Source organism: Escherichia sp. E14V7, from assembly GCF_004212225.1.
In the GTDB taxonomy this organism is placed as follows: Bacteria; Pseudomonadota; Gammaproteobacteria; order Enterobacterales; family Enterobacteriaceae; genus Escherichia.
The window spans coordinates 166,082-182,283 of sequence record NZ_RHJJ01000013.1 but is presented as its reverse complement, the minus strand read 5'-3'; the positions used below and the strand labels follow the sequence as shown (position 1 = coordinate 182,283).

General features: G+C 51.4%; 10 protein-coding genes. 4 read left to right on the top strand and 6 right to left on the bottom strand.

Going from position 1 to position 16,202, the window contains the following annotated elements; translation table 11 throughout:
- Positions 1-173: 173 nt before the first annotated feature.
- From glpC to glpA, 3 genes are read right to left on the bottom strand one after another with little or no spacing between them, the layout of a single operon-like run.
- Complete coding sequence (gene glpC / locus D9741_RS14945) at positions 174-1,364, bottom strand: anaerobic glycerol-3-phosphate dehydrogenase subunit GlpC (protein ID WP_001000377.1); 1,191 nt, start codon at positions 1,362-1,364, stop codon at positions 174-176.
- Positions 1,361-2,620 (bottom strand): glycerol-3-phosphate dehydrogenase subunit GlpB, encoded by a 1,260-nt coding sequence (glpB, locus tag D9741_RS14940; protein WP_130217024.1) that lies wholly within the window; start codon positions 2,618-2,620, stop codon positions 1,361-1,363. Before glpB ends, glpC begins: the two co-directional genes overlap by 4 nt.
- Complete coding sequence (gene glpA / locus D9741_RS14935) at positions 2,610-4,238, bottom strand: anaerobic glycerol-3-phosphate dehydrogenase subunit A (RefSeq protein ID WP_130217026.1); 1,629 nt, start codon at positions 4,236-4,238, stop codon at positions 2,610-2,612. The genes glpB and glpA overlap by 11 nt, the downstream gene beginning before the upstream one ends.
- Before the next feature lie 271 nt (positions 4,239-4,509).
- On the opposite strand from glpA, the gene glpT reads away from it, so the two are divergent.
- From glpT to inaA, 3 genes are all read left to right on the top strand, one after another.
- The gene (gene glpT / locus D9741_RS14930; protein ID WP_064526704.1) at positions 4,510-5,868 is read left to right on the top strand and encodes a glycerol-3-phosphate transporter; all 1,359 of its coding nucleotides are present in this window, start codon (positions 4,510-4,512) and stop codon (positions 5,866-5,868) included.
- Between the two features lie 4 nt (positions 5,869-5,872).
- Positions 5,873-6,949 carry a glycerophosphodiester phosphodiesterase gene (glpQ, locus tag D9741_RS14925; RefSeq protein ID WP_130217028.1) on the top strand — a complete coding sequence of 359 codons (1,077 nt, stop codon included), beginning with the start codon at positions 5,873-5,875 and terminating at the stop codon, positions 6,947-6,949.
- A gap of 239 nt (positions 6,950-7,188) precedes the next feature.
- Entirely contained in the window at positions 7,189-7,839 is a 651-nt protein-coding gene (gene inaA / locus D9741_RS14920) for a lipopolysaccharide kinase InaA (protein ID WP_130217030.1), read from the top strand.
- 53 nt (positions 7,840-7,892) lie between these two features.
- Here the strand turns inward: inaA and yfaE are convergent, their stop codons facing one another.
- From yfaE to nrdA, 3 genes are all read right to left on the bottom strand, one after another.
- Positions 7,893-8,147 (bottom strand): ferredoxin-like diferric-tyrosyl radical cofactor maintenance protein YfaE, encoded by a 255-nt coding sequence (gene yfaE / locus D9741_RS14915; RefSeq protein WP_130217032.1) that lies wholly within the window; start codon positions 8,145-8,147, stop codon positions 7,893-7,895.
- Positions 8,147-9,277, bottom strand: coding sequence for a class Ia ribonucleoside-diphosphate reductase subunit beta (nrdB, locus tag D9741_RS14910; protein WP_130207160.1), 1,131 nt, complete (start codon positions 9,275-9,277; stop codon positions 8,147-8,149). The genes yfaE and nrdB overlap by 1 nt, the downstream gene beginning before the upstream one ends.
- 141 nt (positions 9,278-9,418) lie before the next feature.
- Complete coding sequence (nrdA, locus tag D9741_RS14905; protein ID WP_130217034.1) at positions 9,419-11,704, bottom strand: class 1a ribonucleoside-diphosphate reductase subunit alpha; 2,286 nt, start codon at positions 11,702-11,704, stop codon at positions 9,419-9,421.
- Between the two features lie 688 nt (positions 11,705-12,392).
- Between nrdA and yfaL the strand changes: the two genes are divergently transcribed.
- Entirely contained in the window at positions 12,393-16,133 is a 3,741-nt protein-coding gene (yfaL, locus tag D9741_RS14900) for an AIDA-I family autotransporter adhesin YfaL/EhaC (protein WP_130217036.1), read from the top strand.
- Positions 16,134-16,202 lie beyond the last annotated feature (69 nt).

The window sequence follows — 16,202 nt, the reverse complement described above, 5'->3', positions numbered from 1 at the left end:
TTTATGATGACGCGACATTACGGTTATCCCAGGCCTTTGACATCTGCCAGTTTCAGCCTTTGCGAGACGTTTTCAGAGGAATTTTCACTGCGTTGCAACGCATACATTGGGCACGGAATCGTGTACGCAAAAATGCCCGGTAACCACATGCTTACCGGGCATCAGAAAGGAGTTTAAGCCAGCGCCTGGGCCAGCAGCGTAATCGGATGTTCGCAGCGAAGACTTGTGGACATCTCAATCTGCCATTTACAGGTTTCGCAGTCGGTGACCACCAGATCTGCGCCGCTCTCTTCTATCTGGCGGAACAGTGGTGCGCCGATGGCTTGTGAGGTGGGGTAGTTCTCTTTTTTGAAACCGTAAGTACCCGCAATACCGCAGCACTGGGAATCCAGCACTGTCAGCTCAAGCCCTGGGATCTTACGCAACAGTTCCAGGGTGTAGAGCGTCCAGCCCATTTTTTCCATATGGCACGGAGTGTGATAAACCACTTTCAGCGGCAGCGGTTTCAGCGGTAACGTTTTGCCTTCGTCCAGCTTGCGCCACAGCCAGCGGGTCGCCAGTTCGATATGATCGCGCAAGCCTTTGTTGTCGACATTCAGCACTTCCGGGTATTCGTCGCGCAGGGCAAATGTACAGGTTGAGGAGGTGGCAATCACCGGAATGCCTTTTACTCCCACAGCTTCGCGGATCGACTCTACATTCGTGATTGCCTGTTTACGCGCTTTATCAGTAAAGCCGTTGGCGATCAGCGGTACGCCGCAGCATTTTTCTTTGCTGAGCAGTTGCACGCCGGTGCCCATCGCGTTGAGCACTTTAATTAAATCTTTGCCTAATTGCGGATGGTTGTAGTTGACGAAGCAGCCGTGGAAAAAGGCGACCTGGTCTTTATACTGCGCTTGCTGGGCCGCTACGCTGCGATACCAGCGACGAAATGTACCGAAGGAGTATTTCGGTAGCGTGCGGCGATGATCGATTTTTAACGCCGCATCAAGCAGCTGCCGCACTGGTTTCAGCGAGGTAGCGGTGTTGACGATTGGTGCGAACGGCGTGGAAACGCTACCCATCAGGTCGGTATGACTCAACACAAAATTGCGCAGCGACGGGCGCGTGGTGTCATATTTCGCTCGCGCGCGCTGGATGATATCGCCAATCTTCACATCGGACGGGCAGGCGACTTCGCAACGTTTGCAGTTGATGCAATATTTCAGCGCCTCGTCATACAGTGCGCCATCTTTCAGACGCAGACGCTCGCCATCCGGCCCGGCTTGTTTTGGCCCTGGATAGCCCGGATTCACCCGGCTCACCGGGCAGGCGGTGGTGCAGACGGTACACTTAATGCAGTTTTCGAAGCTGGTGTCGTTCATTGTTGGCCTCCTGCGCGTTGGGCAATCTGTTGAGCGGCATGTAAAGCACTGACGGCACAAACACCGCCGCCGCATCCCTGGGCGATGGGATCAAATCCGCCCAGCACCGAACCGATGGCAAACAGGTTGTCTACTGTTTGACCAGCCTGTGACGGGCGTAGCGCCTCGTCAGTGGTCACGCCGAACTGTTGCCACGGTTGCGCAGCAAAAAAGTCACTTCTATACCACTCACCCCGCGTGGCGGTTTGCAGTACATCAAGGCCGAGAATCGGCTCACGAATGCCGTCGCGTTCTGCCACCAGCCCGCCGCTAAAGAAACTGCCACTCGCAAGCACCGCAAAGTGTGGACGCAGTGGGATATCGGCGTGATTGCGGGTCCAGATTTCACTCACCACGCCGTTTTTACAGGTGACTTTTTTCACTTCATCGCCCGGCATCCACACGCCGCCCTGGCGTACAAACTGGCGCTGTAACTGGTTTTGCAGACGAATACCCAGCACGGAAGGCGGCAGCGTTGGCAAAAGCATAAGTGAACAAGGTAGTTTTTCATTCAGCCAACGCCACAGTTTGTCATCGGCCAGGCCGAAGCAGGCGGGCATCAGGATCATTTCACAGGTATTGGCGACAGGGATTAGCGCATCAATTAACAGCGGCCAGTTTTCTTCGTTATCAAGGAAACGGGCGATATTCACCGCGCGAAACTCGGTGGCGTTATTGCGTAGCACATCCAGTTCCGGCAGTTCAATTTCAGCAGTTTCAACCGAAAGATCCAGTTCGCGCAACGAAGCCGCCGCAAGATGCGCCTGGAAATCCATCAGCCCGCTAATCCCCACTACACATATCTTCTTCGCGGGTAGCGGCCAGACGGGAACTTCTGGCGAACTTAACCAGGTCGAACGCAAAGTGCCGAGCGGGGTAACGCGCTGATGGGCCAGTTCCACGCTGCCCTGCAATTGCGCGCCACTTTCCGCAATTAATGCTTGCGCCTGACAAGCGAGATCCAGTACGCGTTGTGGGCCGAGAAGACTGTAAGGGTGGGCAGGTGCCTGATGGCACAAAGACTCCAGCCCTGCATGAATGTCTGCCACCGGCTGACCGTCTGGCAGGTGGCTCAGTAAGTCCAGAGATCCGGACGAGAAATGCAGCGCGCTTTGACCACGAGTGACAATGGCACAGCGCAGGCCGTGTTTTTGCAGTTGCAGGCCACAGAGTAATCCGGCGAGGCCGCCGCCCATAATGACAGTATCAAAGCGCATCTTTCTGCTCCTTCTCCAGACCACACAGTCCCTGATAAACCCAGCGGGTAAATTCGCTTTCGCGCAGTGCATCCCCCCAGGCAATGGGTTGCACGCCTTTCCAGCGTTCGTTAAGGAAGGTGGAAAGTTGTTCGATAGATTGCGCGGAGGTGGTGACGTTAAAGCGTTGCAACAATCCAGCTGCCCGGCAGGCGCAGAGCTCGCCCTGGCAAGTCCCCATCCCCACACGGGTGCGGCGACGTAAATCCAGCAGGCTGTTGACGTTTAAATTTTCTACTGCGTACTGCACTTCGCCAGCAGTAACGGCTTCACACTCACAAACAAGGCTGCGGTGCAAACGGCCTTCACTTAACCAGGCGGGAGTGCGATCGCCATGACGATAAACCGCAGAACCGCGCAGCGGGGCAGGCAGGGAGATGACTTTACGCAAGGTGACTTCAGCGGGTTCCTGTGAACCAGGCAGTGCCAGATCGGCGGTCGTACAGGGGCGCGTGTTGCCCAGTTTGCGACATACCGCGTCGGTAGCCCATTCCGCCATCAGACGATAGGTCATCAGTTTGCCGCCGGTGATGGTGATAAATCCATCCAGACCATCGCGTTCGGCATGGTCGAGCAGCACGATGCCACGGCTGACGTTACGGCCGCTCGGGTCGTCATCGCTGGCAACCAACGGGCGCACGCCAGAGTAGGCCCGCAAAATGCGCGTTTTCGCCATCACGGGGGCCAGTTTTTCCCCTTCACGCAGCAGAATATCCACTTCTTCTGCCGTCACTCGGTTGTCGTCTATCTCATCGTAATTAATGCGTAAAGAGGTGGTGCCAATCAGCGAAATGGTATCGCCAGGCACCAGAATATCGGCGTCGGAAGGTTTACGGCAGCGGTTGATCACATGCTGATTAATGCGGTGGTCCATGATCAGCAGCGATCCTTTCGCCGGGAACATGCGAATGCGCAGATCGGCATATTCGGCAATATGTTGCCCCCAGATCCCGGCGGCATTAACTACGACAGGCGCATGAAGTGCCTGAGTTTCGCCGGTGAGATGATTACGTACACGAACACCGCACACCGTCGCGCCTTCACGAATTAGTCCCGTGACTTCATGAGCAGTAAGGATAACGGCACCATGTTCTTTTGCATCGAGCATGTTCGCTGCGGTCAGCCGGAATGGGTCAACGGTGCCATCCGGAACTTTTACCGCGCCAATCAGTGCCGGGTTAACGGAAGGTTCGATAATGCGTGCTTGCTGCGGATCAATGGCTTCAGCACTGATTCCAGCCTCTTCGCAAGCACGAATAAAAGTTGCCTGGAAGGAGAGATCATCTTCCGGTAGGGTGATAAACAGGCCGTTGGTTGGTTCGACACAGTGACGCGCAATGCGTTTTAAAATCTGGTTTTCACTAATACATTCGCGGGCCGATTCCGCATCGGTAACCGCATAGCGTGCGCCGCTGTGCAGCAGACCGTGGTTACGCCCGGTGGCTCCCGTTGCGATGTCGTGGCGTTCAACCAAAATCACTTTCAGCCCGCGCAGGGCACAGTCGCGGGCAATCCCGGCTCCCGTTGCGCCGCCGCCAATGATAATCACGTCACTTGTTTGCGAATCGCGAGTTTTCATTGTTATCCCTCAAAAGTTCGTTTTGTCTCATTTAGCCACAGAAAAAACATAGATTGTTTGATTTCGCGCATAATCGCTCATAATTCGAAAGTGAAACGTGATTTCATGCGTCATTTTGAACATTTTGTAAATCTTATTTAATAATGTGTGCGGTAATTCACATTCATTGAATGAATGATTAATTAACATCGCGGCAACTCAAGAAACGGCAGGTTCTTCCATTGAATCAGGCTGTTAATCATAAATAAGACCACGGCCACGGAGGCTATAAATGTTGAGTATTTTTAAACCAGCGCCACACAAGGCGCGCTTACCTGCTGCGGAGATCGACCCGACTTACCGTCGATTGCGCTGGCAAATTTTCCTGGGGATATTCTTTGGTTATGCCGCTTACTATTTGGTTCGTAAGAACTTTGCTCTCGCGATGCCCTACCTGGTGGAGCAGGGGTTCTCACGTGGTGATTTAGGTTTTGCCCTTTCAGGGATCTCAATTGCCTACGGATTTTCGAAATTCATCATGGGGTCGGTGTCGGACCGCTCGAATCCGCGCGTTTTCCTGCCAGCAGGTCTGATTCTTGCTGCGGCAGTTATGCTTTTTATGGGCTTTGTTCCGTGGGCGACATCGAGCATTGCGGTGATGTTTGTGCTGCTGTTCCTCTGCGGTTGGTTCCAGGGGATGGGATGGCCGCCGTGCGGTCGTACTATGGTGCACTGGTGGTCGCAGAAAGAACGTGGCGGCATTGTGTCGGTGTGGAACTGTGCGCATAACGTCGGTGGTGGTATTCCGCCGCTGTTGTTCCTGCTGGGGATGGCCTGGTTCAATGACTGGCACGCGGCGCTTTATATGCCGGCTTTCTGTGCCATTCTGGTGGCTCTGTTCGCCTTTGCGATGATGCGCGATACCCCGCAATCCTGTGGCCTGCCGCCGATCGAAGAGTACAAAAATGATTACCCGGACGACTATAACGAAAAAGCGGAACAGGAACTGACCGCGAAACAGATCTTCATGCAGTACGTGCTGCCGAACAAACTGCTGTGGTACATCGCCATCGCCAACGTGTTCGTCTATCTGCTGCGCTACGGTATCCTCGACTGGTCACCGACTTACCTGAAAGAGGTGAAACACTTCGCGCTGGATAAATCCTCCTGGGCCTACTTCTTCTATGAGTATGCGGGCATTCCAGGCACTCTGCTGTGCGGCTGGATGTCGGACAAAGTCTTCCGCGGTAACCGTGGGGCAACCGGCGTCTTCTTTATGACACTGGTGACCATCGCCACCATCGTTTACTGGATGAACCCGGCAGGCAACCCAACTGTTGATATGATTTGTATGATTGTTATCGGCTTCCTGATTTACGGCCCAGTCATGCTGATTGGTCTGCACGCGCTGGAACTGGCGCCGAAGAAAGCGGCAGGTACGGCGGCGGGCTTTACCGGACTGTTTGGTTACCTTGGTGGTTCCGTAGCGGCAAGCGCGATTGTCGGCTACACCGTTGACTACTTTGGCTGGGATGGCGGCTTCATGGTGATGATTGGCGGCAGCATCCTGGCAGTTATCTTGTTAATTGTCGTAATGATTGGCGAAAAACGTCGCCATCAGGAATTACAGCAAAAACGCAACGGAGGCTAATGGCATGAAATTGACGCTGAAAAACCTTAGCATGGCTATCATGATGAGTGGAATGATCATGGGAAGCAGTGCAATGGCGGCGGATAACAGTGAGAAAATAGTGATTGCCCATCGCGGCGCCAGTGGTTATTTGCCGGAGCATACGCTGCCTGCAAAGGCGATGGCGTATGCGCAGGGGGCCGATTATCTTGAACAGGATTTGGTGATGACGAAGGACGACCATCTGGTCGTTCTGCATGACCACTATCTTGACCGGGTAACCGATGTTGCCGATCGTTTCCCGGACAGGGCGCGTAAAGATGGCCGTTACTACGCGATAGATTTCACGCTGGATGAAATTAAGTCTTTAAAATTCACTGAAGGCTTCGATATTGAAAACGGTAAAAAAGTGCAGACTTTTCCCGGGCGTTTCCCGATGGGTAAATCTGACTTCCGGGTGCACACTTTCGAAGAGGAAATTGAATTTGTTCAGGGGCTAAACCATTCGACCGGGAAAAATATTGGTATCTATCCAGAGATTAAAGCGCCGTGGTTCCATCATCAGGAAGGGAAGGATATTGCGGCAAAAACCCTGGAAGTGCTGAAGAAATATGGCTACACCGGTAAGGATGATAAGGTTTATCTGCAATGCTTTGATGCTGATGAACTGAAGCGTATTAAGAATGAGCTGGAACCTAAAATGGGTATGGACCTCAACCTGGTACAGCTGATTGCATACACCGACTGGAACGAAACTCAGCAGAAACAACCGGACGGAAGCTGGGTTAATTACAGCTATGACTGGATGTTCAAACCGGGTGCCATGAAACAGGTAGCGGAATATGCTGATGGTATTGGCCCGGATTACCATATGGTGATTGATGAGACATCGCAGCCGGGTAATATCAAGCTTACCGGAATGGTAAAAGATGCACAGCAGAATAAGTTGGTGGTGCATCCTTATACCGTGCGGGCCGACAAGCTACCGGAATATGCCACCGATGTGAATCAGTTGTATGACATTCTGTACAATAAAGCAGGTGTTAATGGGTTATTTACCGACTTCCCTGACAAGGCGGTAAAATTCCTCAACAAAGAGTAAATTCAGTGTCGGATGGCACTTATGTGCCATCCGATACCACTCTTCATCCACACCCCTACACATAGTGGGCATAGTTAATTCTTCAATAAAATCTGTTAGTTATCCTTGCTTGCTGTTATTTAGCGCGGGATGACTTGTTTCCGGCAAAAGAAACCCATTAATAAACACTTTTTATTAAGTTTTTCTTAAGGTGAACACCTATAGTCGTTGTCGTTAACAATAACAACAGGCGACAGGGTATGGTTGTTTCAGCAAAACTCGACGAATTTAATCATTGGTGGGCAACGGAAGGAGACTGGGTTGAAGAGCCGAATTTCCGCCGCAATGGCATGAGTGGGGTGCAATGCGTTGAACGAGACGGGCAAAAAATTTACGTGAAGCGCATGACTCAGCACCTGTTTCATTCCCTCCGCTATCCGTTTGGTCGCCCGACGATTGTGCGCGAGGTTGCGGTGATAAAAGATCTGGAACGCGCTGGCGTGATTGTGCCGAAAATCGTTTTTGGAGAAGCGGTGAAAATTGATGGCGAATGGCGTGCGTTGCTGGTGACAGAAGATATGGCGGGGTTTGTCAGCATTGCTGACTGGTATGCGCAACATGCAATTACGCCTTTTGCTGATGATGTTCGCGAAGAGATGCTAAAAGCGGTAGCGCTGGCGTTTAAGAAAATGCATAGCGTTAATCGGCAGCATGGTTGCTGTTATGTTCGCCATATCTATGTGAAAACGGAAGGTAAAGCAGAAGCTGGTTTTCTTGACCTGGAGAAAAGCCGCCGTCGTGTACGGCGCCATAAAGCGATCAATCATGACTTCCGCCAACTGGAAAAATATCTGGAGCCGATCCCCAAAGCCGACTGGGAACAGGTGAAAGCGTATTACTACGCCATGTAATCGTCGTAGGCCAGATAAGACGCATCCGCGTCGCATCTGGCACTAGTGCCAGATCACATCTCTATTTCGATATCGCCTTTTGCCCGGCAACAACAGGGCAAAATCTCCCCTGGCTGAATAAAGGCTAACGGTTCGGCAATCCAGTCAACCTGGCCTGCAACCAGGCGAGTGCGACAGGAGCCGCAGTAGCCTTCGCGACACTGGTACTCAACCGCCACATTATGGGATTCCAGCGCCGCCAGAAGGGAAGGGTGTTCATCCTGGCACAGCAGTTGTGTGCCAGTGATGCGCAAGGTAACGCGGGTCATCAGAGCTGGAAGTTACTCAAATCGTCGGTGTCCACTTCCGAGTCAATTTGACCGACCAGATAAGAACTCACCTCAACTTCCTGTGGGGCAACCTGCACGTTATCCGACACTAGCCAGGTGTTGATCCACGGGATCGGGTTGGAGCGCGTCTGGAATGGCAGATCCAAACCGACAGCTTGCATGCGGATGTTGGTGATGTACTCGACGTACTGGCAGAGAATGTCTTTATTCAGACCAATCATCGAACCGTCACGGAACAGATAATCCGCCCAGTCTTTCTCCTGCTGTGCCGCCTGAACAAACAGCTCATAGCACTCTTGCTTACACTCTTCGGCTATTTCCGCCATTTCCGGATCATCCGCGCCGCTGCGCAGTAGATTCAGCATATGTTGAGTGCCAGTCAGGTGCAGGGCTTCGTCACGGGCAATCAGGCGAATAATCTTGGCGTTACCTTCCATCAGTTCGCGTTCTGCAAAGGCAAAGGAACAAGCAAAGCTGACGTAGAAACGAATGGCTTCCAGCGCGTTAACGCTCATCAGGCAGAGATAAAGTTTTTTCTTCAGCTCGCGCAGGCTAACGGTCACGGTTTTACCGTTGACGGTGTGGGTGCCTTCGCCCAGCAAATGCCAGTAACTGGTCATCTCGATCAGTTCATCGTAATAGCGGGAAATGCCTTCCGCGCGTTTCTGGATCTGTTCGTTGGTGACGATATCGTCGAATACAACAGACGGATCGTTAACGATATTACGAATGATATGGGTATAAGAACGAGAGTGAATCGTTTCTGAAAATGCCCAGGTTTCGACCCAGGTCTCCAGTTCCGGGATCGAGATCAGCGGCAGCAGTGCCACGTTCGGACTACGACCCTGAATTGAATCGAGCAACGTCTGGTACTTCAGGTTGCTGATAAAAATGTGCTTTTCGTGTTCAGGCAGTGCCTGATAATCGATACGGTCGCGAGAGACGTCAACTTCTTCCGGACGCCAGAAGAAAGAGAGCTGCTTTTCGATCAGCTTTTCGAAGATTTCATATTTTTGCTGATCGTAGCGGGCCACGTTGACCGGCTGACCAAAGAACATCGGTTCTTTGAGCTGATCATTCTTCGTCTGTGAAAATGTGGTATATGCCATGAATGTGTCCTGTGGTTTTAATGCCGGATAAGGCATTTTACGCCGCATCCTGTGCCTGATGCGACGCTGGCGCGTCTTGTCAGGCCTACAAATTCGAACCGTCGGCCGGATAAGGGTTACGCCACATCCGGCATCTCAATATCAGATCTTACATGCGCCGCTTTCGCAGCCATCGTCCTGGATTGACGGCACCAGATCGTCCTGCGCATCTTCTGCGCCGTCACGGGTGTTCTGATAATACAGCGTTTTGACCCCGAATTTGTAGGCGGTGAGCAGGTCTTTCAGCAACTGCTGCATCGGCACTTTTCCTGACGGGAAGCGTGACGGATCGTAGTTAGTATTCGCAGAGATCGACTGATCGATAAATTTCTGCATGATACCAACCAGTTGCAGGTAGCCATCGTTACCCGGCATTTCCCACAGCAACTCGTAGGCGTCGTGCAGATGTTCATAGTCCGGCACCACCTGGCGCAAAATACCGTCTTTCGATGCTTTGATGCTAACGTAACCGCGCGGCGGTTCAATACCGTTAGTGGCGTTAGAGATCTGTGAAGACGTCTCGGACGGCATCAGGGCAGAAAGTGTGGAGTTGCGCAGACCGTGCGTTTTGATTGACTCACGCAGTGCTTCCCAGTCGTAATGCAGCGGCTCATTAGCGATGGCATCCAGATCTTTCTTATAGGTATCGATCGGCAGGATCCCTTTCGCGTAAGTGGTTTCGTTAAACCACGGACATGCGCCTTGCTCTTTCGCCAGCTCATTAGAGGCTTTCAGCAGATAATACTGAATGGCTTCGAAGGTTTTATGCGTCAGGTTGTTGGCGCTGCCGTCGGAGTAGCGTTTACCGTGCTTCGCCAGATAGTAAGCGAAGTTGATCACACCAATACCCAGTGTACGACGACCCATCGCCCCGCGTTTGGCTGCCGGGATCGGGTAATCCTGATAATCCAGCAGCGCGTCAAGTGCGCGTACCGCCAGAACGGCCAACTCTTCCAGTTCATCCAGGCTGTTAATTGCCCCCAGGTTGAAAGCAGAAAGCGTACACAGCGCGATTTCACCGTTTTCGTCGTTAACGTCATTCAGCGGTTTGGTCGGCAGAGCGATTTCCAGGCACAGGTTAGACTGGCGCACTGGCGCGATGGCCGGATCAAACGGGCTATGGGTATTGCAGTGGTCAACGTTCTGAATATAGATACGACCAGTAGACGCACGTTCCTGCATCATCAGTGAGAACAGCTCAACGGCTTTCACACGCTGCTTGCGGATGCTGTCGTCTTTCTCATATTTGGTGTACAGGCGTTCAAACTCTTCCTGATCGGCGAAGAACGCGTCGTACAGCCCCGGTACGTCGGACGGGCTGAACAGGGTGATATCTTCACCTTTCAGCAGGCGGGTATACATCAGTTTGTTGATTTGTACCCCGTAGTCCATATGACGCACGCGGTTGCCTTCTACACCACGGTTGTTTTTCAGCACCAGCAGACTTTCCACTTCCAGATGCCACATCGGGTAGAACAGCGTTGCCGCACCGCCGCGCACGCCGCCCTGGGAGCAGGATTTTACCGCCGTCTGGAAATGTTTGTAGAACGGGATGCAGCCGGTATGGAACGCTTCACCGCCACGAATCGGGCTACCCAGTGCACGAATACGCCCGGCGTTGATGCCGATCCCCGCACGCTGGGAAACGTATTTCACAATCGCGCTGGAGGTCGCGTTAATGGAATCCAGGCTGTCGCCGCACTCGATCAGCACGCAGGAGCTGAACTGGCGAGTCGGAGTACGCACGCCTGACATGATTGGTGTTGGCAGCGAAATTTTAAATGTGGAAACCGCGTCGTAAAAACGCTTCACATATTGCAGACGTGTTTCACGCGGGTAGCTCGAGAACAGGCACGCAGCAACCAGAATATAGAGGAACTGTGCGCTCTCGTAGATTTCGCCGGTCACGCGGTTCTGTACCAGATATTTGCCTTCCAGCTGCTTAACGGCAGCATAAGAGAAGGTCATATCACGGTCGTGAACGATAAACGTGTCCATCTGCTTGAACTCTTCTTCCGTGTAGTCTTCCAGCAGATGATTATCGTATTTGCCCATTTCGACCATTTTCACCACGTGGTCGTACAGCGCAGGCGGCTCAAACTGGCCGTAGGCTTTTTTACGCAGGTGGAAAATTGCCAGGCGCGCGGCGAGATACTGATAGTCCGGTGCATCACGGGAGATCAGGTCAGCGGCAGCCTTGATAATAGTTTCGTGGATGTCGGAGGTCTTGATTCCGTCATAAAACTGAATATGGGAGCGCAGCTCGACCTGTGAAATCGAAACGTTATGCAGTCCTTCTGCCGCCCAGTCCAGAACGCGATGGATTTTGTCGAGATTGATGCGCTCTGTGCTACCGTCGCGCTTTGTCACCAGCAGATTCTGATTCATGTATGTCGTACCTGTTTTTGGAATTCTTTCCGCAATAGTTTCACGGCAACTACCTGTAGTAAGGAAAGCTGCAACGAACACTATATATAGGGGGTATGTTTGGGATTCACTGCAAGATAGTGTGAAAACGGCCCTCTTGCAAGTGCATAACTTTGTGGATAACTCAGGAAGGAAAAAGTGACTTCCGCGTACCTTAGGTCAGACAAGGTGTTCGGGAAAGTCAATGGGAAGAGAAAAATTTGTTAAAAATAACCGTTCGGCGATTTCTTGAACGCTCAATTTAAGATAATTATTGATCCAGGTTATTTGTTGCGCTTTTGTCAGGTGTGGTGAAAATTGATGCCATCACAAATTCATATAACGTCGGCACTTAATGTTATGTTTATGATGTGAGCGAATGTAAATGGCTGCGGTTCACGGAACAGGTATTTTTTAATCAACAGATGTGAAATAAAAGTTTGTTATGTTGATTATTCCAGGTAAACAAGAAACGAATTAATCAGTTTAATGTGTTTTAATTATTGTTATTTCATAAATTGGTCAGTGTCAAAAGGAATAATTTATTTCTTTTAGAAGATATTATTTTAGTATATATGTTTTAAATATTTCTTATTTACAATTAATCATTATCTACAATCACAATATGTCTTTTAATGATGGCGTGTTATTTCTCACAGGCTGTCAGATTATGAATAAAAAACGGATTGTTTTTATCAGGAAAGGATATCTACTAATTATTCCAGCCGTCGTTGCTTGCGTGTTTACGCGTGCAAACGCAGCGTCGCAGGTTCTGGCTTCATGTCAGGGTGTTAATGTTACTGCCAGTTGTCGGGCCAGCTATCAAAGCCTTTCAGGTAGTACACAGACCTGGAATGTTGCTGACGGGCAATGGCTTGTTTTTTCCTCTATGGCAAATGATGCCAGTGGAGGCGCGGTATTTTTACAACAAGGTGCTGATTTCACATTATCAGCACAAGGCGGAACAGGGATGACTCTGTTTGAAAATAATGCCGTGAGCGGTGAATATAATAATGGCGGAGCTATCTTTGCAAAAGAAAACTCAACGCTGAACCTTACTCAGGTTATTTTTGATAATAACATCGCTGGAGGTTATGGAGGGGCGATCTACTCTGCGGGAACAAATGACGCTGGTGATATTGATCTTAGCATTACCAATGCTGTATTTACGGATAATGTTGCTAATGATGGTAAAGGTGGCGCAATTTATTCGATTAATAATAATGTCTACTTAAATAACACTGTTTTTGATAATAATCAGGCATATACATCAACAAGTTACAGTGATGGTGATGGTGGAGCCATCGATATTACTGATAATAATAGCGATAAAACACACCCATCAGGATTTACCGTTATTAACAATACTTCGTTCATAAATAACACTGCTGAAGGTTATGGTGGCGCAATTTATACCAGTAGCACGACTTCTCCTTATCTTATTGATATCGCTGTTGATGACAGCTACAGCCAGAACGGGGGCGTATTAGTAGATGTGAATAACAGCGCATCCGCTTATGGTGAAGACGCTTCGGCAGCAGCTGGAGGCTTTCTGTATACAGGGTCAAGTGAAATCCGTTTTGATGTTGCGGCTGATAAAACCTTGATCATTGGCAGTACAAAAAATGATGGGGCTATCGACTCCATTGCGGGGACTGGCGTTATTACCAAAGCCGGAGCGGGAGAACTGGTACTTAACGCTGATAACAATGATTTTACCGGCGAGATGAGAATTAAAAACGGTGAAGTCACGCTAGGGCGGAATAATTCGCTGATGAATGTGGGTGACAGCCAGTGCCAGAGCAATCCTCAAGATTGTTATGGACTGAGCGTTGGCAGTATCGGACACACAGATAATCAGGCAGAGCTTAACGTCGGTTCGACTCAGCAAACATTTGTACATTCGTTAATGGGTTTTCAGAATGGCACTTTAAATATTGACGCTGGCGGCAATGTTACCGTCAACCAGGGCGGTTTTGCCGGAACTATTCAGGGGGAAGGGCAACTCACTATTGCTGAAAACGGTAGCTATGTGCTGGCGGGGGCGCAGTCGATGGCACTGACCGGCGATATTGTGGTGGAAGATGGCGCAATCCTCTCGCTTTCGGGTAACGCCACGGACCTTGCGGATATGCAGGACGATCCGCAGTCCATCGTGTTAAACGGCGGCGTATTGGATCTCTCCGATTTCACTACCTGGCAGAGCGGTACGTCAGAGAACGATGGTCTGGAAATCAGTGGCAGCGGCGGTACGGTGATTGGTCAGCAGGATGTTGTCGATCTCTACGGTGGCGATGATCTGCATATTGGCGATGACGGGAATAATGGTGTTTATGTGGTGGTGGATGCAGGTGACGGGCAGGTCAGCCTGGCAAATGACAATCAATACCTCGGCACAACACAAATCGCTTCCGGTACGCTGGTGGTGAGCGACAACTCTCAGCTTGGTGATACCCACTATAACCGCCAGGTTACCTTTACTGATAATCAACAAGAAAGCGTGATGGAGATTACCTCCGACGTTGACACGCGTTCAGATGCGGCAGGCCACGGACGTGATATCGAAATGCGCGCCGATGGTGAAGTGATGGTGGATGCGGGTGTAGACACACAGTGGGGCGCACTGATGGCTGACAGCAGCGGGCAGCAGCAGGACGCGGGAACCACACTGACGAAAACCGGTGCAGGAACGTTGGAACTGACTGCCAGTGGCACGGCGCAGTCGGCGGTGCGAGTGGAAGAAGGCACGTTGAAAGGCGATGTTGTGGATATCTTTCCTTATGCATCATCGCTGTGGGTCGGTGATGGGGCGACGTTCGAGACTGGTGCGGATCAGGATATTCAGTCTATTGATGCTACTTCCAGCGGCACTATCGACATCAGCGATGGTACGGTTTTGCGCCTGACCGGGCAGGATACTTCCGCCGCACTGGATGCCTCGCTGTTTAACGGCGACGGTACGTTGGTGAATGCCACCGATGGCGTGATGTTGACAGGTGAGCTTAATACCAACCTGGAAACCGACAGCCTGACTTATCTTTCAGACGTGACGGTCAATGGTGATCTGACCAATACGTCCGGTGCGGTTAGCCTGCAAAATGGCGTCGCTGGCGATACGCTGACGGTAAACGGTGATTATACCGGCGGCGGTACGCTACTGCTCGATAGCGAATTAAACGGCGATGACTCAGCAAGCGACCAACTGGTGTTGAACGGTAATACTGCTGGCAACACGACCGTGGTGGTTAACCCCATTACCGGGATTGGTGAGCCGACATCTACAGGCATTAAAGTGATTGATTTCGCAGCCGATCCCACGCAATTTCAAAACAATGCGCAGTTTAGTCTGGCGGGCAGCGGCTACGTCAATATGGGCGCTTACGACTATACGTTGGTGGAAGATGATAATGACTGGTATCTGCGCTCGCAAAAAGTCACTCCGACGCCACCGCCCGATCCGGATCCGACTCCCGATCCCACGCCGGAGCCCGACCCAACACCCGCTTATCAGCCTGTGCTGAATGCCAAAGTTGGTGGATATTTTAATAACCTGCGGGCGGCAAATCAGGCGTTTATGATGGAGCGACACGATCACGCTGGTGGCGATGGTCAGACGCTGAATTTACGCGTTATCGGCGGACGTTATCATTACACGGCGGCAGGGCAACTGGCTCAGCATGAAGACACTTCTACGGTGCAGCTTAGCGGCGACCTGTTTAGCGGACGATGGGGCGATGATGGCGAGTGGATGCTTGGGATTGTAGGTGGCTACAGCGATAACCAGGGGGACAGCCGCTCGAATATGACTGGAACTCGCGCCGATAACCAGAACCACGGTTATGCCGTTGGGCTGACGTCCAGCTGGTTTCAGCACGGTAATCAGAGGCAGGGGGCCTGGCTGGATAGCTGGCTGCAATACGCGTGGTTTACGAATGATGTTAGCGAACAAAACGACGGCGCGGACCATTACCACTCATCAGGGATCGTTGCTTCGCTGGAAGCCGGCTATCAGTGGTTACCGGGGCGTGGTGTGGTGATTGAACCGCAGGCGCAGGTGATTTATCAGGGCGTGCAGCAGGAGGATTTTACCGCCGCTAACCATGCGCGGGTGTCACAATCGCAGGGCGATGATATTCAGACTCGGCTGGGATTACACAGCGAATGGCGTACCGCTGTTCATGTCACACCAACATTAGATCTGAATTATTATCACGATCCCCATTCGACGGAAATTGAAGAAGATGGTAGCCAAATCAGTGACGATGCGGTGAAGCAACGGGGTGAAATAAAAGTGGGAGTAACGGGCAATATCAGTCAGCGAGTTTCCCTGCGTGGCAGCGTGGCGTGGCAGAAAGGAAGCGATGATTTTGCCCAGACGGCAGGGTTTTTGTCGATGACGGTGAAATGGTAATCGCTGTCCGCCCGACATCGTTGCCGGATGCGGCGTCAACGCCTTATCCAGCCGACGGGGAGCATTTGT

What these genes read in the sequence shown, in the direction of transcription:
- glpB (WP_130217024.1), bottom strand. Translation starts at nt 2,620, where the DNA reads ATGCGCTTTGATACTGTCATTATGGGCGGCGGCCTCGCCGGATTACTC.
- inaA (WP_130217030.1), top strand. Translation starts at nt 7,189, where the DNA reads ATGGTTGTTTCAGCAAAACTCGACGAATTTAATCATTGGTGGGCAACG.
- yfaL (WP_130217036.1), top strand. Translation starts at nt 12,393, where the DNA reads ATGAATAAAAAACGGATTGTTTTTATCAGGAAAGGATATCTACTAATT.
- glpC (WP_001000377.1), bottom strand. Translation starts at nt 1,364, where the DNA reads ATGAACGACACCAGCTTCGAAAACTGCATTAAGTGTACCGTCTGCACC.
- glpA (WP_130217026.1), bottom strand. Translation starts at nt 4,238, where the DNA reads ATGAAAACTCGCGATTCGCAAACAAGTGACGTGATTATCATTGGCGGC.
- nrdB (WP_130207160.1), bottom strand. Translation starts at nt 9,277, where the DNA reads ATGGCATATACCACATTTTCACAGACGAAGAATGATCAGCTCAAAGAA.
- glpT (WP_064526704.1), top strand. Translation starts at nt 4,510, where the DNA reads ATGTTGAGTATTTTTAAACCAGCGCCACACAAGGCGCGCTTACCTGCT.
- nrdA (WP_130217034.1), bottom strand. Translation starts at nt 11,704, where the DNA reads ATGAATCAGAATCTGCTGGTGACAAAGCGCGACGGTAGCACAGAGCGC.
- yfaE (WP_130217032.1), bottom strand. Translation starts at nt 8,147, where the DNA reads ATGACCCGCGTTACCTTGCGCATCACTGGCACACAACTGCTGTGCCAG.
- glpQ (WP_130217028.1), top strand. Translation starts at nt 5,873, where the DNA reads ATGAAATTGACGCTGAAAAACCTTAGCATGGCTATCATGATGAGTGGA.